This window comes from Leminorella grimontii ATCC 33999 = DSM 5078, from assembly GCF_000439085.1.
Classification (GTDB): Bacteria; Pseudomonadota; Gammaproteobacteria; order Enterobacterales; family Enterobacteriaceae; genus Leminorella; species Leminorella grimontii.
Genome location: NZ_AUUA01000012.1, coordinates 1 through 20,705, shown reverse-complemented (window position 1 = coordinate 20,705; position 20,705 = coordinate 1). Strand labels below are relative to the sequence as shown.

At 52.0% G+C, this 20,705-nt stretch carries 17 protein-coding genes, 1 rRNA gene and 1 riboswitch; of the genes, 11 read left to right on the top strand and 7 right to left on the bottom strand.

The window, feature by feature from the left end; translation table 11 throughout:
• Positions 1-34: 34 nt before the first annotated feature.
• The gene (locus tag G544_RS0113340) at positions 35-982 is read right to left on the bottom strand and encodes a LysR family transcriptional regulator (protein ID WP_027275072.1); all 948 of its coding nucleotides are present in this window, start codon (positions 980-982) and stop codon (positions 35-37) included.
• 141 nt (positions 983-1,123) lie between these two features.
• On the opposite strand from G544_RS0113340, the gene G544_RS0113335 reads away from it, so the two are divergent.
• From G544_RS0113335 to G544_RS0113320, 4 genes are all read left to right on the top strand, one after another.
• Positions 1,124-2,554, top strand: coding sequence for an aspartate ammonia-lyase (locus G544_RS0113335; RefSeq protein ID WP_027275071.1), 1,431 nt, complete (start codon positions 1,124-1,126; stop codon positions 2,552-2,554).
• Positions 2,555-2,712: 158 nt separating this feature from the next.
• Positions 2,713-4,011: an anaerobic C4-dicarboxylate transporter gene (locus tag G544_RS0113330; protein WP_027275070.1), complete on the top strand. Its 1,299-nt coding sequence runs from the start codon at positions 2,713-2,715 to the stop codon at positions 4,009-4,011.
• A gap of 135 nt (positions 4,012-4,146) precedes the next feature.
• Positions 4,147-4,791 (top strand): CPBP family intramembrane glutamic endopeptidase, encoded by a 645-nt coding sequence (locus G544_RS0113325; protein WP_027275069.1) that lies wholly within the window; start codon positions 4,147-4,149, stop codon positions 4,789-4,791.
• Positions 4,792-4,893: 102 nt separating this feature from the next.
• Positions 4,894-5,475, top strand: coding sequence for a hypothetical protein (locus G544_RS0113320; protein WP_027275068.1), 582 nt, complete (start codon positions 4,894-4,896; stop codon positions 5,473-5,475).
• A 54-nt stretch (positions 5,476-5,529) separates the two neighbouring features.
• Here G544_RS0113320 and G544_RS20570 read toward each other — a convergent pair whose 3' ends face one another.
• The 5 genes from G544_RS20570 to G544_RS0113295 form a co-directional block, all read right to left on the bottom strand.
• Positions 5,530-6,372 carry a class I SAM-dependent methyltransferase gene (locus tag G544_RS20570; protein WP_036024103.1) on the bottom strand — a complete coding sequence of 281 codons (843 nt, stop codon included), beginning with the start codon at positions 6,370-6,372 and terminating at the stop codon, positions 5,530-5,532.
• 402 nt (positions 6,373-6,774) lie between these two features.
• Positions 6,775-7,146, bottom strand: a complete 372-nt coding sequence (locus tag G544_RS0113310; protein WP_027275067.1) for a hypothetical protein — start codon at positions 7,144-7,146, stop codon at positions 6,775-6,777.
• Positions 7,147-7,306: 160 nt separating this feature from the next.
• Positions 7,307-8,212 carry an O-acetylserine/cysteine exporter gene (eamA, locus tag G544_RS0113305; RefSeq protein ID WP_027275066.1) on the bottom strand — a complete coding sequence of 302 codons (906 nt, stop codon included), beginning with the start codon at positions 8,210-8,212 and terminating at the stop codon, positions 7,307-7,309.
• Positions 8,213-8,353: 141 nt separating this feature from the next.
• Positions 8,354-9,802, bottom strand: coding sequence for a dihydrolipoyl dehydrogenase (locus tag G544_RS0113300; protein WP_027275065.1), 1,449 nt, complete (start codon positions 9,800-9,802; stop codon positions 8,354-8,356).
• Between the two features lie 146 nt (positions 9,803-9,948).
• Positions 9,949-10,680, bottom strand: a complete 732-nt coding sequence (locus G544_RS0113295; protein ID WP_027275064.1) for a glutathione peroxidase — start codon at positions 10,678-10,680, stop codon at positions 9,949-9,951.
• A gap of 160 nt (positions 10,681-10,840) precedes the next feature.
• Between G544_RS0113295 and oxyR the strand changes: the two genes are divergently transcribed.
• The 4 genes from oxyR (at position 10,841) to G544_RS20565 (ending at position 15,990) form a co-directional block, all read left to right on the top strand.
• A complete protein-coding gene (gene oxyR / locus G544_RS0113290; protein WP_027275063.1) occupies positions 10,841-11,758 on the top strand; it encodes a DNA-binding transcriptional regulator OxyR in 918 nt (305 codons plus the stop codon).
• A gap of 98 nt (positions 11,759-11,856) precedes the next feature.
• Entirely contained in the window at positions 11,857-12,492 is a 636-nt protein-coding gene (fabR, locus tag G544_RS0113285; protein WP_027275062.1) for an HTH-type transcriptional repressor FabR, read from the top strand.
• Positions 12,493-12,523: 31 nt separating this feature from the next.
• On the top strand, positions 12,524-12,898 hold the full coding sequence (locus G544_RS0113280) for a YijD family membrane protein (RefSeq protein ID WP_027275061.1): 375 nt from the start codon (positions 12,524-12,526) through the stop codon (positions 12,896-12,898).
• Positions 12,899-13,191: 293 nt separating this feature from the next.
• Positions 13,192-15,990: an autotransporter outer membrane beta-barrel domain-containing protein gene (locus G544_RS20565; protein ID WP_051155753.1), complete on the top strand. Its 2,799-nt coding sequence runs from the start codon at positions 13,192-13,194 to the stop codon at positions 15,988-15,990.
• Positions 15,991-16,045: 55 nt separating this feature from the next.
• On the opposite strand, the gene trmA is transcribed toward G544_RS20565, so the two are convergent.
• Positions 16,046-17,149 (bottom strand): tRNA (uridine(54)-C5)-methyltransferase TrmA, encoded by a 1,104-nt coding sequence (gene trmA / locus G544_RS0113270; RefSeq protein ID WP_027275060.1) that lies wholly within the window; start codon positions 17,147-17,149, stop codon positions 16,046-16,048.
• 123 nt (positions 17,150-17,272) lie between these two features.
• Positions 17,273-17,483: riboswitch (cobalamin riboswitch) on the top strand.
• A 70-nt stretch (positions 17,484-17,553) separates the two neighbouring features.
• Here trmA and btuB point away from each other — a divergent pair.
• The 3 genes from btuB to G544_RS0113255 all read left to right on the top strand — a co-directional run.
• Positions 17,554-19,401: a TonB-dependent vitamin B12 receptor BtuB gene (gene btuB, locus G544_RS0113265; protein ID WP_027275059.1), complete on the top strand. Its 1,848-nt coding sequence runs from the start codon at positions 17,554-17,556 to the stop codon at positions 19,399-19,401.
• 26 nt (positions 19,402-19,427) lie between these two features.
• Complete coding sequence (gene murI, locus G544_RS0113260; RefSeq protein WP_051155752.1) at positions 19,428-20,219, top strand: glutamate racemase; 792 nt, start codon at positions 19,428-19,430, stop codon at positions 20,217-20,219.
• 367 nt (positions 20,220-20,586) lie between these two features.
• A 16S ribosomal RNA gene (locus G544_RS0113255) occupies positions 20,587-20,705 on the top strand; the annotation flags it as partial.

Here is a 20,705-nt window from a genome sequence, read left to right as displayed (position 1 = left end):
CGGGGCGCCTTCCCTTTTTTTAGGCCTCCGCCAGCTAAAAAATCCCTAACGCCTTCCCTTCGGCCCGCATCATGCGGTAGAAGCGATTTTCCAGCATTTTTTCCAGTATGGTTTTTACTTCCGGCGCCAGCGTTTGATAAAAGTCGGACAGCTCGTCGTCCCTGCACAGCAGCACGATCTTTCTGTTCGCCTTTTTGTGGTCGATTTTGACCAGCTTGAGCTTTTCTGAAAGTGCAGGTTCGATGGAGATAAAGAGCGGGGTGGTCAGCGTCCAGCCGTAGCCTTTAGCGATAAGTTTGAGGATGTCGTCCGCGTCGGTGATTTCAAACTGAATGTTGGGGTGGAGGTTGTTCCACTTCAGCCAGTTCAGGGTCTGCATGCCGGTCGGCGTGTTGCTGGTATAGGCGATGTAGTCCCGATTTTGGCACAGCTCTTCCAAACGGGTTTCCGGCCAGTCTTTGGGGCATATGCACAGAAACTCCTCTTCGATCAGCGGATACATCTTCACGCTGTTTGGCATTTCGGTGTGCATCATAGTGATAGCAAGATTGATCTCCCCTTTGGTCAAGGCGCTCAGCAGGCCGGCGGCCGTTCCCGTTATCTGATAAATATGCTTAACCTTAGGCTGTAAGAACTGAAGGATATCCAACCCGACCGTCTTGCTGATGGAATCGACGAAGCCGATCCTGAGGTGGGATATTTGCCCCTGACGGATAGCGTTGAGCCTGTCCTGCAGATATTTCCCTTCATTGACCAGCTTGGTACCCAATCGGTAGAGCTCCTGCCCGGTGACGGTCATTTGAATAGGGCGCTGCGAACGGTTGATAAGTTCGGTATCCAGCGCGCCTTCCAAATTGGCGATTTGTTGGGAGATGGAGGATTGCGTTAGCCCCAGCTTCTTTGCTGCCGACGTGAACGCGCCTGTTTCAACGACTGCCAGAAAAGCCTGAATTTGCCTGAAGTCAAAGAGGATCTCTTTCATAGGGTTTGTTGAACTATTAGATTTTTTAATAAAATATATCTATGTTTTTTGTACTTTTTTTTCATTGACGTGGATCAGCTTTTCTACGTTGGTTAAAACGTAGAGTGGCCTTGTTGACTATTTATTTGATGAGGATCTCTTATGCGGGAAGATGCAGATTTATTAGGAACGTTAATGATACCGGCCGATGCCTATTACGGAATACAAACCCAGCGGGCGGTGGACAATTTCTCCGTATCGGGCAGAACCGCCGTCGACGTGCCCTTTTTTCTCTGGTCCATTGCCGCTATCAAACGGGCGGCGGCGCAGGCTAACGCACAGATTGGCGCGCTGGACGCAGGGATTGCCGATGCGATAGTTCAGGCGTCGGATGAAGTTATGGAGGGCGCGTTTGACGCCCACTTTCCTATCGATATTTTTCAGGGCGGCGGTGGGACGTCGACCAACATGAATATGAATGAAGTGGTAGCTAACCGGGCGAATGAAATCATGACCGGGAAAATAGGCTATGACGCCGTTCATCCTAATACCCACGTTAACATGGGGCAGTCCACCAACGACGTGATCCCGGCGGCGATGAAAATGACCTGTCGCGTTAACGTCAAGCTGCTGGTTACCGAGCTTCAGAAGCTTGAAGCCGCGCTGGCGGAAAAAAGCCGTGCCTTTGAAAATAAGGTCAAGCTGGGAAGAACCTGCCTGCAGGACGCCGTGCCGATGACCTTTGGCCAACAGTTTGGCGGCTATCGTTCACAGGTCGCCAGGCTTGTGGAACGTCTGGCTCAGGCAAATGAGGACGCGCTGGCTTTGCCTCTGGGGGCGACGGCGATCGGCACCGGGCTGTCTACGCATGAGGGCTATCTGGACGCGGTTTATCAGTGCCTCGAGGCCGCGACGGGGGAAAAGTATCGTCCGGAGGATGACTTCTTTGACGGTTTGCAAAACGGCGATTTTTATCTCGATATTTCCGCGCAGTTAAAGAAGATAGCCGCATTTTTGTCCAAGATGGCGACCGACTTCCGCATTCAGGGCTCGGGCCCTCGCGCGGGTTTTAATGAGATCAGGGTTCCCGCCGTTCAGCCGGGATCTTCCATCATGCCGGGCAAGATTAACCCCGTCATGCCGGAGTTGGTCAATCAGGTTGCCTATCAGGTTATCGGCAACGACGTCGCCGTCACGATGGCGGTGGAAGGCGGCGAGCTGGATCTTAACGTTTGGGAACCGGTGATTATCAAGGCGCTGTTTGAGTCCTGTACTTTGCTTACCCGCGTTATTCCGCTGTTTATCGATAAGTGCCTGGCGGGCATTGAGATCAACGAAGAGGTGAGCGAACGCTATGCGCGCGAAAGTACTGCGCTGGCGACCGTCGTTTCATCTCTGTTCGGCTATCAGGTCGGCTCCCGCGTCGCTAAAGCCGCCTATGGGAAAAAGTGCAGCGTAAGACAGATTGTGCTGGAGGAAAACCTCCTGACGCCGGAACAGGCCGACTATTTGTTGGACCCGATGGTGATGACCGATCCGAAAAGAAGCGCCGCGGCATTGAAACGCTATCGGGATGAAAACGGAATAAGTTAATTTACCGCTGCATTAGAAAAAGAGAGTTGAGTTGTATTGGGGCCATGGATATTCATCGTATCCATGGCAAAGGAGGCTTTTATCCGAAATTCAGAATAACGAAAAAATAGAAATTAAGTTCGTTCTATAAATATAACGACAAGACGATGGAGAATAATATGTTAATACTGCATATCGTATTGCTATTGGGCACAATCATGGTCGCCGCAAGGTGGGGCGGCATTGGCGTAGGCTTTGCAGGCGGCGTGGGGCTTGGGATCGCCGTTTTTATTCTGGGAATACCGGCGGGCGATCCGCCTATTGACGTTATGCTTATTATTCTTTCCGTCATTATTGCACTGGCCGTTATGCAGCAGGCCGGAGGAATGAATTATTTGGTCAACTTTACCGACAGGCTATTACGCAATCATCCAAAGTATTTAAATATTCTGGCGCCGAGCGTGACGTTTGTATTAACCGTTTTATCGGGAACGGGCTATACCGCAATGTCCGTTCTTAACGTTATTCAGGAAGTCGCGAAAGATAACGGCATCAGGCCGAGCCAGCCTTTAAGCTCTGCGGTCGTGGCTTCACAGCTTGCCATTACCGCATCACCAATCTCGGCGGCGACGGCGATTATGTACGCGACGGTGGAAACAATGGGCGTTAGCTTCGGCTCTGCGCTGTTGGTTATTTTTCCGACCGCGCTGTTTGCCATGCTGGTCGCGGCGTTTATCGCCAATAAGCAGGGCGTCAGTCTGGCCGAAGATCCTATATATCAGGAGCGCCTGAAGGCCAATCTGGTGAATATTCGCAAGCCGGAAGACGTTCTGGTTAAGAAAAATGCGAAACTCTCTGTTGGCATTTTCCTGCTTGGCGTGCTTTTTGTCGTCGGCATGCTGCTGTTTAAACCCTTTATCAAACACGGCGTCAGCTCGCGCGATCTGATTATTATTACTATGTTCATCGTGTCTACGGTGACGATCTTTGTCTGTAAAATCGCGTTTAAGGACATTAAGGAAACGCCCTTATTTAAGTCTGGCGCTGAATCGCTGGTTGTCGTTTTGGGGATTGTGTGGCTCAGCAGTACGATTATCGGCGTACACGTGCCGGAAATAAAAGACTTCGCCAAGGAGATGCTGCAGGAGTATCCGGCGCTGCTGGCGGTAGTGTTCTTCTTTACAAGCTCAATGCTTTTCAGCCAGGGAGCGACCTGCGCTCTGCTGATGCCGATTGCGGCGTCGATAGGCATCAGTCCCAATGCGATCCTCGCCGGGTTCGTCGCCGTCAGCGCGCTGTACATCACCAACATTTATCCAACGACCGCCTTTGCTATCGCCACTGACGATACGGGGTCGTTTTTAAGCAAGCGCTGGAACGGCTCGAAGGTCGTTAATCATCCGTTCTTTTTGCCAGGATGCATCTCAATACTCTGCGCAGTGCCCTTTGGCTTTGTCCTCTCCAAACTCGTGTTGTAGCGGCTTGGGCATCTATGGCTATCCGTCTTAAAGGGCGGGTAGCCGTTTTCATGAGACGCCCGCCCGCCGATTATTTATAATGCTTGCTGAAATTAATGTGCCGTCAGACGGATATGGGGACAGCCAGTTAGCGATATGAATAATCAATCGGATAGATTACAGCACACCTTTTTTTGCCTGGCGGCGCTTTTCTGTTGGTATGCTTTGTCGTACGTGATGCTGCTGCTGCCGAACTATGCCTATCTTTATCAATCGGGGATGGCCGCCTTCGTCATGCATTTTTTCCTGCTGCTGCCCTGTTCGCTGATCTTTTGGTGGGAATATTCGAAACGCTATCGCTTTTTGACGCTGGGAAAGTTTGCATGGCGCGATCTGCCTTTGCCCATGCTGGCGATTTTTATACTCGTAGTCATTGGTGCGTTTCTTGGAATGCCTGAACCCTGGGTCGGTGAGCTTCCTTCCCATTCTCCAATGGTCAAAGTCGCACTGGCGGTGGTGTTTATCGTATTGGCGCCAGTCAATGAAGAGATTATCTTTCGCGGACTGCTTTTAAACGCCAGCATCGGCTGGGGCCCGCGTTCAAAAACGGTCGGTATCGTTACGACCTCTTTAATCTTTTCTCTCCTGCATACGCAGTACGTCATGCCGACGACGTTTGTAAGCCTGTTTGCTTTTTCAGCCATTCTTTGCGTTGTCAGAATACATACCCGAGGGCTGATTATGCCTATCGTGCTTCATTCACTGTTTAATACGTGGTGCGCCGTCGTGACGCTTTTATAGCGAGCGTTCGTTTTCTTCTCGTTTGAATATTAAAGCTTGTTCTGATATATCCTAAAACGCTTATGGTTAAACGGTTGCGCCAACATTATGGGATGAAAAAGAATGAACTCACCGGAAGATATGAATGCAGAAGAGGCCGTAACGTTAAATGAAGAGTTTCGCCGTCTGGACATCGGCGAGCTTGATAATCTCGACAGGGATGACTTTGTTCTCGTCGGGCTTTATGTGCAGGTCTATAACTTTATGGACTTTAACATTCAGCGGCTGTATGCGTTTCTCTCGTCAACGCCCTCTTTCCAGAAGCCCAGCATCAGCGGGAAGCTGTCGATACACCGCATGATCGACGCTATCAAAGACGGCTGTGCGCCCTATATGGAAGACGACATGCTGAAAGCCTTTCAGGCCGATTTAGAGGAAATCAAACGCTGTCGCCCGCAGAGGAACCTGCTGGCGCACTTCGCCGCCAAGCGGTTGCCTCATCGAGATGCGATCGTACTGCTTAATGCTAATCCTGCAGACTATCGCAATAATATCAAGAAGCCCGGCGCCGTCTCCTATACGGTGCAGGAGCTGTCCGATCTGCGTAACTTAATCGACCACATGCAGATATATGAAAGGCGGCTGGCGACAACCTGTTCGGCGCTTATCGACAGGATAGTACGTCAGCGCGAGGTGTTGGAATGAAGAAGGGAAGGGCATTTTGGTTGTCGCTCCTTCCCGTCTGGTATATGGCTTAGCCTATTTGCGAGTTCGCCCGCAAAGTACAAACAACCCGTTATCAAACGCTTGTCCCACCGGCCATTCGGTATCCTTTAGTTGGAAAACGTCCTCAAGCCCCGCGCTTTTTAGCATTTCCAGATATTCGTCGTTTCTCCAGGCCTGCATGTGGCTGGTAAAAAAGGACGTTTCAGCGCAGGCGTCGATAGTCCACCAGGCGGTGGACGCGACGGCTTTCTGTTCGTCCCAGGCGCTTTCGGTCAACAACAGGTGAGGACGTTCGGAAAACAGCCCGGTCGACAGCGTTTCCCACGTTGAAGGCCGTAGGCCTTGACGACGAACTTCTTCCCATGAGTGTACTTCAATCAACATTTGGCCGTTTGGCGCAAGCCACGATGCGGCGCCGTTGACCAACCGCGTAGCGTCGTCCCGGCTAAAGACGTTCAGTTCGCCAAAGGTCATCATAATAAAGTCGTAATTTCCGACCGGGGAAAAGGTCCTTACGTCTTCACAGCAATAGTCGATGGCCAGCGTTTCTTCTTTCGCACGCTTTTGGGCATAGTCGATTGCGGCCGGAGAGAAGTCGACGCCGCTGCACTGATACCCTTTTCGGGCCAGCATCTGTAGATACAGGCCGGGACCGCAGCCGAGGTCGAGAATGCGGGCTTTTTTCGCAAGGCGCTGGGCTATCCACTCAACGTGCCGTTCAATAAGCTCTCCGCGTCGGCTAGCCCAGTCGTGTTCTTGACTGAGGTGATTGTTGAGCATGCGGGCGCTGAATTCCGGCTCATTCCAGGGAATTTTTCCACTTCCCACATCGGCGGTAAGAGGGATTTTGCGATGAATAAGTTTGCTGAGCGTCATAAGTGGATTCCTTACGTGTTTATCGGGCGTTTTATCCCGTTCATTACTCACCTGAGTGAGCGGTAAAAATACGGGCAACAAAATCCGACACGGAATAGAAAAGCGATGCGCTCAGTTTGTCTTTCAAATGGAATATTCAATGAGCGAGGCGTGCCGGAATTTTGTGCAATCAAAGACCGCTGCCTATGCGCATACGCGCTAAGCATGGCGTCAACGTGCGGGCATTAAGCCGCAGCGTTTATTGATTTGACACAGTTTCCAATAGGCAGACCTCGGAAGAAGTTAAGGGGAAAGAGTAGATCTGGCAATCACTCTAAATGAAAGTGTTGTAAAACGCGAGAGCCGCTTTTCAAGGTGTGACGTACAGCAAAAACCCACCGGAAGGTGGGTTAAATTGACTTGTTACCTTGCCGCTGGCGTATCTGCAACAGGTGCTGCAGGCGTCACCTGTTGCTGAGGAAGGCTATAGTTGAACTTTATGCGGGAGTATTTGTTTTGTAGTTCTTTACGGGCATCAACGCCCGTTATTTTATGTTCTTGTACCTGAAGCTTCAGCTGATTGGCGTAAGACATGATGTTGAGCGTACCGGTGCCGCGACTCACCTTTGAATCAAGGCTTACCATGGAATTCATACAGTCAACGTAGCCTACATAGGCTTGCGGATCGGGGTTAGCCGCGTCGCATTGGTTATGGTACTGCATCAGGATGGAATATTTAGAGGCGCACCCGGTCATAAACAGCGCGGCCAGAGCTAAAATTGCCATTTTTCTCATAGAGATTCCTTTCATTATTGGTTTATTGATAAAACTATTTCTCGTGGAGTATATATCGACGTTTTTAATAATAACAAGAAGTTATTAAGAAAAGCCGCGCTTTAGGCGAAAGCGCGGTTGAATTGAGAAGCGGTATTTCTAAAGATGAATCTAATCAATTTTAACTTGAACGCGCTTTTCTCATTCGGCGGTATATTTTCAGCCCAAACACGTTAATGTACAAACCTGCCATAACTAACGCCGCGCCCAATATCTGAGTAAGGGAAAGCGTTTCGTCTAAAAACAGCGTTGCGCTCGCCATGCCTACAACGGGTACTAAAAGCGACAGCGGAGCCACGCGCCAGGTTTCGTAGCGCCCTAGCAAAGTTCCCCACAGGCCGTAGCCGACGATGGTGGACAGAAAGGACAAATAGAGCAGGCAAATTATCGTGGTCATGTTGATGGCCTCAAGGCTTTGCCGTATGGCGCCTTCGCCTTCGAACAGGTAGCTTGCAAGGAAGAATGGCGCGATGGGAATCAGGGCGCTCCATACAACGAGCGACATAATCGCCGGACGTTCCGGCAGCAGCATGATCTTTTTATTAAATATGTTGCCGCTTGCCCAGCAGAACGCGCCGCCCAGCGTAAGCAGGAAGCCGAGGACGGTAACGGACTGCCCGCTGACGCTTCCCTCAATCAGCACCAGTATGCCGACGACGGCCAGCGCAATGCCGATAAACTGCTTGGCCTGTAGGCGTTCGCCAAACGTCAGCGCGCCGAGAATGATGGTAAAGAACGCCTGTGCCTGAAGGACCAGTGAAGCCAGCCCGGCCGGCATGCCGAACTTGATAGCGCTGAATAAAAAAGCGAACTGGCCGAAGCTGATGGTAAGCCCATAGCCCAGTAGTAAAGACAGCGGTATTTTGGGCCTGGCTATAAAGAACATCGCGGGAACGGCAACCAGCAGAAAGCGCAGGCCGGCAAGCAGCAGGGGCGGCATATTCTGGAGCCCCATCTTTATCGCCACGAAGTTGATGCCCCATATGATAACGACCAGCAGCGCCAGAAATCCGTCTTTACGCGTCATTTTTTGTCTCGATTTTTTATAGGTAAAAAAGGAATGTAGCGAGGTGAAAATGGTTTGTATAGTTGACGGCGTTAAATTATAGGACGTTTAACGATGAAAAGGCTGCGCCCGCGCGCATTGGGCGCGCAGGCGCAGGTTGGCTTAATCGCCGGGGCAGCGCTGGCAGCGTTCGATTTCATCGTCGCCAAGGCGCAGCTTGGCGTGAAGATCGCGCAGGGCGGTTCTCAGCCCCTCTTCGATAACCGGGTGATAGAACGGCATGTCCAGCATTTGGCCGATGGTCATCTGCTGTTGATGCGCCCAGGCCAGCAGGTGAGCGATGTGTTCTGCGCCTGGGCCCATCATCTCTGCGCCGAGGAAGCGACCAGTGCCCTGTTCGCCGTAAACGTGCAGCAGGCCTTTGTTTCGCAACATAACGCGGGAGCGGCCCTGATTTTCAAACGAGACTTCTCCTACTTCAAAACAGCCGCAGGCGCTGAACTTCTGGTTAAGCTCACGATAGGTTGAGCCTACCATGGCGATCTGCGGATCGGAGAACACGACGGATATCGGGCTGCGGCGCAGGCCTGGGGAAACTTCCGGATAGGATCCTGCGTTTTCACCGGCAATGCGCGCCTGATCGCTGGCTTCGTGCAGCAGCGGAAGCTGGTTGCTGGCGTCGCCGGCGATGAATATGTGCGCTACGCTGGTTTGCATCGTTTGAGGCGACGCGACGGGGACGCCGCGTGGGTCCAGCACAAGCGTCGTATTTTCCAAACCGATATTGTCTACGTTCGGGCGGCGGCCTGTGGCGGCCAACACGTAGTCGACGGTAATTTCCTGCGCCTGTCCGGCTTTATCCTGATAACGGATGAATACGGCGTCGCCGCGGCGTTCCATAATCTCAACCTTTGCGTCCGGATCGAGATAAAATTCATGATTGATGGTTTTTTCGGCATATTGACGAATTGCCGCATCGGTTAGCGGGCCAACGGCGCCGCCAACGCCGAACATCGTCACCTTGACGCCAAGGCGATGCAGGGCTTGGCCTAGCTCAAGGCCGATAACGCCCGGGCCAAAAACGGCGACGGAGGTGGGCAGGTCGTCCCAATTGAATACGTCATCGTTAATAATCAGGCGATCGCCTAACGAATTCCACGGTGCGGGCCAGCTTGGGCGAGAGCCGGTAGCGATGACGATGCGTCTGGCAACGATGCGGGTATGGTCGTCAACCTGAAGCGTGTTGTTGTCGAGGAACCTGGCGTAGCCCAGGATTTTGTCTTCTGCCGGGATTTCATCAACGCCTTCCAGCACAAAGCCGACGAAGCGATCGCGCTCACGCTTGACGCGGCCCATGACTTCTCGGCCGTTAATCTTGATTTCTCCCGTTGTATGGATGCCAAATTCAGGCGCTTTTTCAATCTCGTGCACCGCTTCAGCAGCGGCGATCAGCAGTTTGGAGGGCATACAGCCGACGCGGGCGCAGGAGGTGCCGAACGGCCCGCCTTCTATCATCACTACGCTGGGGGTAAAGCGCTTTGCCGAACGGTATGCGCCGAGGCCGGCGGTTCCGCCGCCGATGACGGCGACGTCAACCTGTAACTCTTTCATTCTGTTAGGGCTCCCTGGGAGAAAAAAAAGGCGGACCGAAGTCCGCCAAAACTTACCATTGGCTAACTAAAACTAGACAGGAGTGCTCTCTTTCACCCACAGACCTCTGCCTGCGGGTGCTACATCATATTGCCTGCTTGAAACCATCAGGCCGCAAATAACGCTTCCAAGTCGTCGCTGCCGCCAATGTGGCGACCGCCGATATAGACTTGCGGTACCGTTGAGCGACCGGTCACGGCGCGCAGGCTGACGGTCGTCGCGTCGGTTCCAAGGATAATTTCTTCATACTGAAGGCCGCGCTCTTGCAGCATTTGCTTGGCTTTCGCACAGAACGGGCAGCCAGGCTTGGTGAACAGGGCGATGGACTCCTGCAGTTTGCAGTCCGGCGCCAGGTACTTCAGCATGGTGTCCGCATCTGAAACTTCAAACGGGTCGCCCGGCTTGTTCGGTTCGATAAACATTTTTTCAACCACGCCGTTGCGTACCAGCATGGAGTAGCGCCATGAGCGCGGGCCAAAGCCCAGTTCGGCTTTCTCGACCAGCATGCCCATGCCTTTAGTGAATTCGCCGTTTCCATCAGGAATGAAGGTAATATTTTCTGCGCTCTGTTCGGACTTCCACGCGTTCATTACAAAGGTGTCGTTAACGGAAACGCACAGAATGCTGTCAACGCCGTGCTGTTTGAACACCGGCGCCAGTTCGTTGTAGCGCGGCAGATGGCTGGATGAACAGGTTGGCGTAAAGGCGCCCGGCAGAGAAAATACGATGACGGTCTTGTTAGCAAACAAATCGTCCGTTGTGACATCAACCCAACGATCTCCCTGGCGCGTATGAAAAGTGGTTTGCGGTACGTTCTGTCCTTCGCGTGATGTAAACATGGATATCCTCGTAAGCCTGTTGATTTGACGGCGCATTTTTTTGTGGCCGTATGTCATGTTTTCGTTGATGTGGATTATCCATGTGGTAGGTTAATAGGTATAATCGTTAGTCACTATTCTATCTATTGACACTGTCTATCTTGAGGTAAGGGATTAGGTTATGAATATTCGAGATTTAGAATACCTCGTCGCGCTCTCGGAACACTGCCATTTCCGGCGTGCGGCGGATTCCTGTCACGTCAGCCAGCCCACGCTGAGCGGGCAAATCCGCAAGTTAGAAGATGAGCTTGGCGTTATGCTGCTCGAGCGTACCAGCCGTAAGGTGCTGTTTACTCAAGCGGGGATGCTGCTGGTCGATCAGGCGAAAAAGGTGCTGCGGGAAGTCAAAGTATTAAAAGAAATGGCGAGCCAGCAGGGCGAAACCATGTCCGGGCCGCTGCATATCGGCCTGATACCGACCGTCGCCCCCTACCTGTTACCGCACATCATTCCCATGTTGCACAAGGCGTTTCCCAAGCTGGAGATGTATCTGCACGAAGCGCAGACTAAAGATCTGTTGTCCCAGTTGGACAGCGGTAAGCTCGACTGCGCCATTTTGGCTCTGGTGAAAGAGACGGAGTCCTTCATTGAGATCCCGCTGTACGATGAGCCGATGCGCCTGGCTATCTATTCCGATCACAAGTGGGCAGGGCGCGATAAAATTATGATGTCGGAGCTTTCCGGCGAGAAGCTTTTGATGCTGGAAGACGGCCACTGCCTGCGCGATCAGGCACTGGGTTTCTGCTTCCAGGCCGGTGCCGATGAAGACTCTCATTTCCGAGCGACCAGCTTGGAAACGCTGCGCAACATGGTGGCTGCCGCCAGCGGCATTACGCTGCTGCCCCTGTTGGCTACGCCGCCTGAGCGCGAGCGCGACGGTATTTGCTATTTGCCCTGCTTTAAGCCGGAGCCTAAGCGTACTATCGGTTTGGTCTATCGCCCTGGTTCGCCGCTGCGCGCTCGCTATGAACAGCTGGCGGAAAGCATTGCCGAGCATATGCCGAGCGTCATTGAGTCGGAACAGAAAAAAACGGCATAGGTTGCTAAGCATTTTGCGCCGTTTCTCGGTCCAATAGAGGGCGGCATTAAACGAATGCGCGGTTTTTCAGACAGAAACAAGTGGGGAACCAAGACGTGATGGGCGTCAGAGCACTACAAAAAGAGCGTACGCGCCGTTCTCTCGTTCAGGCGGCGTTTAGTCAGCTTAGCGCAGAACGCAGCTTTGCCAGCCTGAGCCTGCGCGAAGTCGCGCGAGAAGCGGGTATTGCGCCAACGTCGTTCTATCGTCACTTTCGCGACGTCGACGAGTTGGGGTTAACGATGGTGGACGAAAGCGGCCTTATGCTGCGTCAGCTGATGCGTCAGGCGCGGCAGCGCATCGCTAAGGGCGGCAGCGTGATCCGCACTTCCGTTTCCACGTTTATGGAATTTATTGACCATAACCCTAACGCTTTTCGGCTGTTGCTGCGCGAGCGTTCAGGGACGTCTGCGGCGTTTCGCGCCGCCGTTGCGCGTGAAATTCAGCACTTTATCGCTGAGCTGGCGGACTACCTGGAACAGGCGAACCAGATGCCCAGAAGCTTTACCGAAGCGCAGGCCGAAGCGATGGTCACCATCGTTTTCAGCGCCGGCGCAGAAGCGTTGGATATTGACGTAGCCCAACGCAATCAGCTGGAGGAACGGCTAGTCTTACAGCTGAGGATGATTTCTAAAGGCGTGTACTATTGGTATCGCCGGGAACAAGAGAAGGGTTCAGTGCCCGTTTCGCTGTAAATCGCGGTAGAAGAAACGAAGGAGAGCAGTAATGACAGAAAAAACAAAAAAAGAATTCGGCACGTTGCTGATAGCGTTTATCGCCGGCATATCCCTTAACGGTTCCTTCAATGCGCTGTTTGATTCCGTTATTTCCTTTTCCATTTTCCCGCTGATTGCGCTGGGTTTTTCTATCTATTTCCTGCATCAACGCTACGTTTCTCAGCCGATGCCGGAAGGTACGCCGTCGCTTGCGGGCTGTTGCTTCCTGCTGGGGCTGTTTTTATACAGCGCCGTTATCCGCGCGCAGTACAACGGGATGGGTTCTAACTTCCTGCTAACGATCGTCTGCGTGGCGCTGGTGTTCTGGATCGGCCACAAGCTCAATATCGTTTCTCGCCGCAAGGTGGCCAAACAGGCCGACTAATCGCAATGTCCATTAATAGACCAGCTCTTAGGTATTGAAAATATTTAAGAGTTGGCTATCTACCTCTTTTTAGTATCTATTAATCATTTTATTAATATTACCTCTCTGTGATATTATTATTTTCAACGTATTCACGTTTAATTTTGTTTTCCAGAAAATTCTTTTCATAAATTAAAATAAATTTATCAGGTAGCTTAAGTTTTTATCAAAAGCTGTCGCTTTATACGTGTGAACACAGAATGTTCCGCTAACCGCTTGAATATATAGTCTGCTTTTTACATAAGAAGGAACTTATGCGTAATCTTGGCTTAGGGAATAAAGCCGGCTTTTTTATCATTGCCGCAACTTATTTGCATACTTTTCCGTCTCAAGCGGAAACGCTTTCCGGTGATACCACTCACATTGACTTTACCAACAAAAACATTTCTGTCGTCGGTTCCGTTACGGTGACTGACGCAAGCCGCCATTGGCCTGGATTGGTGTTTAGCGATGGCAACGGGACGCTCGATCTTGGTTCCGGTTCAAGCGTGACTTCCATCGGATTTGGTACCGGCGATCCTTCCCATACTTATGCGGTTTATATCAGAGGCAATAACAACTCTTTTAAAGCCGATGACTTGACAGTCAAATCCGTAGGCAGCGGCGGCAGAAAATATACGATTGGCGTTGCTAACGAATCTGTAGGCGTTAACGATCTGAGCCATATGGAGTTAACCGGCCTGACGTCGATTGATGTCACCAGTAACCAAACGGTGTCTGGCATTCTTTCTCAGTGCCTGCCGCTTGCGTCTTCAGGAGGTACGAGCGGATGCAACAGCGCCGGGCTCAATTACATCAAGGCGGAAGACCTGCTGATAACGCTACAGGGCGGTGAGGCTTCTCGGGGCATTGAGTCCGCCGGGCTTGGCCTGTCATATCGCAATGCCTCCCTGACGTCGTCTGTAAAAAACGATAATGCCTATAGCTACGGCCTGTATTCCCTCAATGGCTATTTAACCTCCAGCGGTAACACAAGTCTGCGCCTGTCGGGCGAAGGAAAGACTCAGCAAGTTATTGGCATTTATGCCTCGGGTAAGAATCTTTATAACAATAATACCCTCAGCCTTTCTTTGGACGGCTCTGCCGAGATAACGCTTTCCGCTGCGGCAACCTCCACCGGCAGCACGTTTCGAGGCGTTATGGCGGATAACGCCAATGCGCGTTTGAACGACACGTCGGTTGTTTTTAACAATCAGGCGACGACGGATAGCAGTAATAACTTTTATGGCATATACAGCCGCCGAGGTTCTGTAACTGTCGAAGGGAACTATTCCGCCGATTTTTCAGACTACGCCAGTAAGGCCAAAAGCGTCGTTTACCTTTATGCTCCGGATAACGGGAATATCCAACTGAATAAAAACGTCAGCCTGGGCAGTGAAAGGACGAAAGATGAGGCTTTCTATGCAATGTATGCCTCTAACGGCGCTTCTATCAACGTCAACGACGGCAAGCTGACTTCTTACGGCATCATTGAATCATCTAACGCACAAATTAATGCGAACGCCGGCGATAATTCCTATATCTGGGGTAGAACGTCAGTAAAAAATGGGGGGCAGGTAAACTTGACGCTAAGCGGTCAGCACAGCGTCTGGGACATGACTGCTAACTCATCTTTGACGGATTTAGCGCTCAACCAGTCTACGCTGAATTTTCTTAACGACGGCGCTTCGTTTAAAACGCTTAGCGTTGCGGGTGACTACAGCGGCCAAAACGGCCTTATCGTAATGAATACTCAGCTAGGTGATGATGCTTCACCGACGGATCGTTTAGAGATTGCGGGCAATACGTCGGGTAGAACTTATGTCGCCGTAAATAATATTGGCGGGCAGGGCGCGGATACGATAAACGGTATTGAGTTGATTACCGTTGGCGGGAACTCGGACGGCACTTTTGAGCAGTCAGGGCGGATTGTTGCTGGCCTATATGACTACTTTTTGGTTCGTGGTCAGGATAGCGCGACGGAAAAGAACTGGTATCTGACCAGCGCTCTGTCACCCGTTACGCCCGTTAATCCTGACCCGGAGCCCGATCCTCAGAACGATCCTATCCCCGATCCCAAACCGGAGCCTGCGCCAGCCGATAGGGTTGTCCGTCCAGAGTCGGGCTCTTATTTAGCCAACCGCGTAGCGGCAAATACGATGTTTATTACCCGGCTGCACGACAGGCTGGGAGAAACTCAGTATACCGATGTGTTAACGGGCGAACGCCGCGTAACGAGCCTGTGGCTGCGCCAGGTTGGCGGACATAACCGTTTTCGCGAAAGCAGCGAGCAGCTAAAAACCCAGAGCAACCGCTACGTAGCCCAGATGGGGGGCGATATCGCTCAGTGGTACGGCAATGGCAACAGTCGGCTGCATCTGGGGTTAATGGCGGGCTATGGCAATAGTCAAAACAATACGCAGTCTTCGCTGACCCACTATCGTTCACGCGGGCAGGTCGAAGGTTACAGCGTGGGGGCCTATGGAACCTGGTATGCAAACGAAGCGAATAAAACCGGTGCCTATCTGGACGGTTGGATACAGTACGGCTGGTTTAAAAATCAGGTAAACGGCGATGGCTTGGCGACAGAGAAGTATCGTTCAAAAGGGATTTCATCTTCTCTGGAGGGGGGATACAGCTTTAAGGTTGGAGAAAAAGCTTACGATAGCTATTGGCTACAGCCAAAGGCGCAGGTGGTCTGGATGGGAATTAAGGCAGATGACCATCGCGAGGAGAACGGAAGTATGGCTGCGGACGGCTCGTCTGGAAACCTGTTGACCCGTCTAGGCTTGCGCGCCTACGCGCAGGGGCGCCACGATAGCGATGCCGATAAGCAGCGCCTGTTTCAACCATTTGTGGAAATTAACTGGCTGCACCTAATGAGAGATTTTGCGGTAGAGATCGGCGGGGAAGAAAACCGGCAGGTCGGTGCAAAAGACGTGGGTGAGGTTAAGCTGGGCGTTGAGGGGCAAATCAACGCGAACTTTAACGTTTGGGGCAATGTGGCCCAGCAGATAGGCGCTGACGGCTATAGCGACACCAGCGCCCAGTTTGGCGTAAAGTATTTGTTCTAGTTTATTTTAGTTAGAAGGCCCCAACGGTGATTGGGGCTTTTTTATGGGAGAAACGTTAACCTTTTCTTTCCAACAGTACGCCGCTTTCCATGTGATGGGTGTACGGGAACTGGTCGAACAGCGCCAGATGGGTAATGCGGTGCGTTTCGCTCAGCGTCTTCAGGTTATCGCACAGCGTTTCGGGATTGCAGGAAACGTAGAGAATGCGCGGATATTTCTGTACCAAGCGAACGGTTTGCTCATCCAACCCGCTGCGCGGCGGATCGACGAAGATGGTTTCACAGCGGTAGCTCGTTAAATCGATGCCCTGCAGGCGGTTAAACTCCCGCGTGCCCCGCATTGCCTGAGTAAACTCTTCTGCCGACATGCGAACGATCTGAACGTTATCAATTCGGTTAGCGGCAATATTGTACTGCGCGGCGGCTACGGACGGTTTGGCGATTTCGGTAGCCAGCACGCGATCGAAATTGCCCGCCAGCGCCAGAGAAAAGTTACCGTTGCCGCAGTAGAGCTCCAGCAGGTCGCCGCGAGAGCCTTCAGTTATGCGCTGCGCCCATTCCAGCATATGTACGTTTACGGCGGCGTTCGGCTGAGTGAAGCTGTTTTCCGTTTGGCGATAAATAATCTCTTTACCGCTTACCGTCAGCTTTTCATCCACGTAGTCCCGCTCCAGGCAAATCTTTTGTTTTAGCGCCCGGCCGATAAGCTGGAGATTGAATCCTTGCTTTTGCAGGCTTTCCCGCAGGCTGGCGGCGTGCTGCTGCCATTCGTCATCGAGCTTGCGGTGGTACAGCAGAGAAACGATGACTTCGCCGCTTACCGTTGAGAGATAGTCGATTTGAAATAGCTTGTAGCGCAGCGAATGATGAGGCTTGATTTCATTCAGAAGCTGAGGCATGAGCCGATTTATCAGCTCGCTAGCGGCGGGAAACGCGTCAACGCGAATTCGCTGTTTGGTATTTCTGTCGAACATGACGTGGTAAAGGTCATCCCCCTCATGCCAGATGTGAAACTCCGCCCGCATGCGGTAGTGGCTTTTCGGCGAGGCGAAAACTTCCGGCTTCGGCGCGCCGAAGGGCGCCATCATGGCGGTCAGGCGCTCGGTCTTTTCCGTCAGTTGGGCGTCATAGTTTTCTATTGGGAGTATTTCTGGCGTCATCGGCGTCTCGGGTTGATGCTGTTGAAATTATCTTAAGGCGGCATTGTAGGGCATGACCTGATGATGTCTAGCCTTTCAAGGGATTTTCAATAAATAGCAGTCTAGACATCCATATTAACAGCCTGTAGCATGTGTGGTTCCGGTCTGCATGGAGCCTTTAAGGCTTCAACGTGAAAAGGGAATCTGGTGCAAATCCAGAGCTGACGCGCAGCGGTAAATAGAACGATGGCGACCGTATCGGCTACGGCTGGATACAGACACTGTTTATTAAATGGGAAGTCGTTGGCCATCAATGTTCTTAAGCCCGAAGACCTGCCGGGATCCTGTCGCATGGAAAACAGCCGTCGCGTACTACGCGCTGTCTTTTTGCGGCATCCTGCAACTGACGTTGGATGCTTAACCTTATGTTTATAAAAAAGAGAATGTTACTGGCCTCGCTTCCCGCGTTGGCTTTTTCCGCATGGGCGGATGATGATGCAGAAACGATGGTGGTTACGGCAAATCGTTTCCCCCAGCCGGTATCGACCGTGCTTGCGCCGATGGACATCGTTACGCGAGATCAGATAGACCTCTGGCAGTCAAAAAGCCTGACCGACGTATTGCGCCGTTTGCCCGGCGTGGATATTTCCCAAAATGGTGGACGCGGCCAGTCAACCAGCCTTTACGTACGCGGAACCGAATCCCGTCACGTTCTGGTGCTGGTGGACGGCATTCGCCTTCCGGTATCGGGCATTATGGGCGCGGCGGACTTTAATCAGGTGCCGATTTCTCTGGTGCAGCGCGTGGAGTTTATTCGCGGGCCTCGCTCGGCGGTATACGGTTCCGAGGCCATCGGAGGCGTGATTAATATTATCACTACCCGCGATAAAGACGGCGGGCAGATTGAGGCCGGCGTTGGTTCAAACCACTATCAGCTTTATGACGGCAGCGTTCGCCATACTTTTGGCGAGAAAACGACAATAACGGCGGCGGGCTCGTTTGAGGACTCCCGCGGATTCAATATTCAGCCATCTTCTTCTTACCCACCCGACAGCGATCGCGACGGTTTCAGAAGCAAGTCGCTGTGGGCGGGCATTGACCAACAGTTCTCATCCCAGTTTTCCGGTTTTCTGCGCGCATACGGCTACGGCAACAATACGGAATATGACGGCAGCTACGGTGATGAGCGCCAGCTTTACAGCCGTAATTATGATATGGGACTGCGCTTTCTTGAAGGAAGCTTCTCTTCCCAGCTTATCACCAGCTATCAAAGGTATAAGGACTATAACTACGACAGCATCAAAGGGCGCTACAAAGACGGTACGACGCTGGACGACGTAACGCAGCGCAGCGTGCAATGGGGCAACTCTTATCACTTTGATAAAACGGTGCTGAACGCTGGCGTCGACTGGCGTCAGGAGAAGCTGGAGTCGTCGGATAACTACGCTTCCGATCGCTATAAGCGAGACAACTCAGGCTATTACTTTACGGGCCAACAGGCGTTGGGTAATTTCCTGTTTGAAGGCGCGGTACGGACCGACGACAACGAAGAGTTTGGCTGGCATGAGACCTGGCAGGCGGCGGCGGCCTGGGAGTTCATTCCCTCCTACCGGTTGACGCTTTCTTATGGCACCGGCTTCTTGGCGCCTACTCTGGGCCAACAGTATGGTTCAGAACGTTTTTCTATTTCTTCCAACAAAGACCTGAAGCCGGAAGAATCCCGCCAATGGGAAGTCGGGCTTGAAGGGGACTCTGGGCCGCTGAATTGGCGCCTTTCGGCCTATCGCAATAAGGTGACTAACCTGATTGGCTATGAGTCCGATCCCGTTACCTGGGAAGGGCAGTATTACAACATCGAATCGGCGACCATTAAGGGCGTAGAGTGGAGCGGTACATTCAGCACCGGGCCGGTTGAACATCGGATAACGCTGGAGTATCTCGATCCGCGTCGCGATAAGGATGATGAAGTTTTAGCGCGTCGCTCCAAGCAGAAAGCGAAATATCAGCTTGATTGGAATATGTTCGGTTTGGATATGGATGTATCATATCAGTATTACGGTAAGCGATATGACAATAATACTTCCGCATACGCCAGCGAACAGAAGCGGCTTTCCAGCTATAGCACCGTTGACGTATCGGTCGCCTACCCGGTTACCGAGCAGTTTACCGTGCGAGGTCGGGTAGCTAACCTGTTTGATAAAGAGTATGAAACGGCCAGCAACTATGAAACCGCAGGGCGAGAGTACTATCTCACTGCGAGCTATACCTTCTAATAACGACGAAAAAAGGAGAGTCCCCTATGCCGACAGCATTGGTATTTGATTCTGGCGTAGGGGGGCTTTCAGTCTATCGGGAAATCCGGCAGCTAATGCCGGATTTATCTACCATCTATGCATTTGATAACGCGGGATTCCCCTATGGGGAAAAGGACGAATCGACGATAGCCCAGCGCGTGGTGGCGATGGTAGAGGCGATTTGCCAGCGTCACGCTATTGATATTATTGTCGTAGCCTGTAATACCGCAAGCGTCGTGGCCCTGTCAGCGCTGCGTGAGCGGCTAAGTATTCCTATTGTGGGCGTTGTGCCGGCGGTAAAGCCTGCCGCCAAGTTAACGCGAAACGGCATCGTGGGGCTTTTGGCGACTAACGTAACGGTTAATCGGCCCTATACTCACGATCTGATTGCTCAGTTTGCGCAAGATTGTCGTATTGAACTGATGGGCGCGAGCCGGCTGGTTGAGATGGCGGAAGAAAAATTGCACGGCCACGATGTCTCCCTTGAAGAACTAAAAGGGATTTTGTCACCTTGGCTCAATGCCGCAGTGCCGCCGGATACCGTTGTATTGGGCTGTACGCACTTCCCGCTGCTGAAAGAGGAACTGGCTCAAGTATTGCCGGAAGGCGTCGTGATGATTGATTCCGGTGCCGCCATCGCCCGACGCGTTAAGTCATTATTAGATGAGAACGGGGCGCAGTGGGGAGAGCATTCTGCGGGAATAGCGTATTGTTCAAGAAAAGGTGGCGATACCGAGAAGCTTTGGCCCGCGCTGCGCCAGCTTGGCTTTGAGTCCTTACATGAACAGGCCATTTAGCCGTCATTTGATTAAACAATCGGCAGTTAGACGTATTTTTTAAATTAGCGCTTGAAAGCCCGCGGCGAACCCCTATAATGCGCCTCCACTGACACGGCACAAGCCGGTTAGCCCTCAGAATTAAACGCGCAAATCGGTGATTTACCGCTTGACTCTGAAACGGGATGGCGTAATATACGCAGCCCGCGTCACGGGAAGTTTTTCCCCTGTCGCACGCTCTTTAACAATTTATCAGACAATCTGTGTGGGCACTCACAGGACGCTATCCAACAGCGCTTTGGCGCAAACGATAGATAAAAGTCTTGAAGAGTGAACATCAGTTAATTCATTACGAACTAACAGTAAAGATTCTTTGAGCATCAAACTTTAATTGAAGAGTTTGATCATGGCTCAGATTGAACGCTGGCGGCAGGCCTAACACATGCAAGTCGAACGGCAGCGGGAAGTAGCTTGCTACTTTGCCGGCGAGTGGCGGACGGGTGAGTA

Coding starts and splice junctions, on each gene's coding strand:
- G544_RS0113330 (WP_027275070.1), top strand. CDS start 2,713: ATGTTAATACTGCATATCGTATTGCTATTGGGCACAATCATGGTCGCC.
- G544_RS0113310 (WP_027275067.1), bottom strand. CDS start 7,146: ATGAGAAAAATGGCAATTTTAGCTCTGGCCGCGCTGTTTATGACCGGG.
- G544_RS0113300 (WP_027275065.1), bottom strand. CDS start 9,802: ATGAAAGAGTTACAGGTTGACGTCGCCGTCATCGGCGGCGGAACCGCC.
- btuB (WP_027275059.1), top strand. CDS start 17,554: ATGTTTATAAAAAAGAGAATGTTACTGGCCTCGCTTCCCGCGTTGGCT.
- G544_RS0113340 (WP_027275072.1), bottom strand. CDS start 982: ATGAAAGAGATCCTCTTTGACTTCAGGCAAATTCAGGCTTTTCTGGCA.
- G544_RS0113325 (WP_027275069.1), top strand. CDS start 4,147: ATGAATAATCAATCGGATAGATTACAGCACACCTTTTTTTGCCTGGCG.
- G544_RS0113320 (WP_027275068.1), top strand. CDS start 4,894: ATGAACTCACCGGAAGATATGAATGCAGAAGAGGCCGTAACGTTAAAT.
- G544_RS0113295 (WP_027275064.1), bottom strand. CDS start 10,680: ATGTTTACATCACGCGAAGGACAGAACGTACCGCAAACCACTTTTCAT.
- oxyR (WP_027275063.1), top strand. CDS start 10,841: ATGAATATTCGAGATTTAGAATACCTCGTCGCGCTCTCGGAACACTGC.
- G544_RS0113335 (WP_027275071.1), top strand. CDS start 1,124: ATGCGGGAAGATGCAGATTTATTAGGAACGTTAATGATACCGGCCGAT.
- G544_RS0113280 (WP_027275061.1), top strand. CDS start 12,524: ATGACAGAAAAAACAAAAAAAGAATTCGGCACGTTGCTGATAGCGTTT.
- trmA (WP_027275060.1), bottom strand. CDS start 17,149: ATGACGCCAGAAATACTCCCAATAGAAAACTATGACGCCCAACTGACG.
- G544_RS20565 (WP_051155753.1), top strand. CDS start 13,192: ATGCGTAATCTTGGCTTAGGGAATAAAGCCGGCTTTTTTATCATTGCC.
- eamA (WP_027275066.1), bottom strand. CDS start 8,212: ATGACGCGTAAAGACGGATTTCTGGCGCTGCTGGTCGTTATCATATGG.
- G544_RS20570 (WP_036024103.1), bottom strand. CDS start 6,372: ATGACGCTCAGCAAACTTATTCATCGCAAAATCCCTCTTACCGCCGAT.
- murI (WP_051155752.1), top strand. CDS start 19,428: ATGCCGACAGCATTGGTATTTGATTCTGGCGTAGGGGGGCTTTCAGTC.
- fabR (WP_027275062.1), top strand. CDS start 11,857: ATGGGCGTCAGAGCACTACAAAAAGAGCGTACGCGCCGTTCTCTCGTT.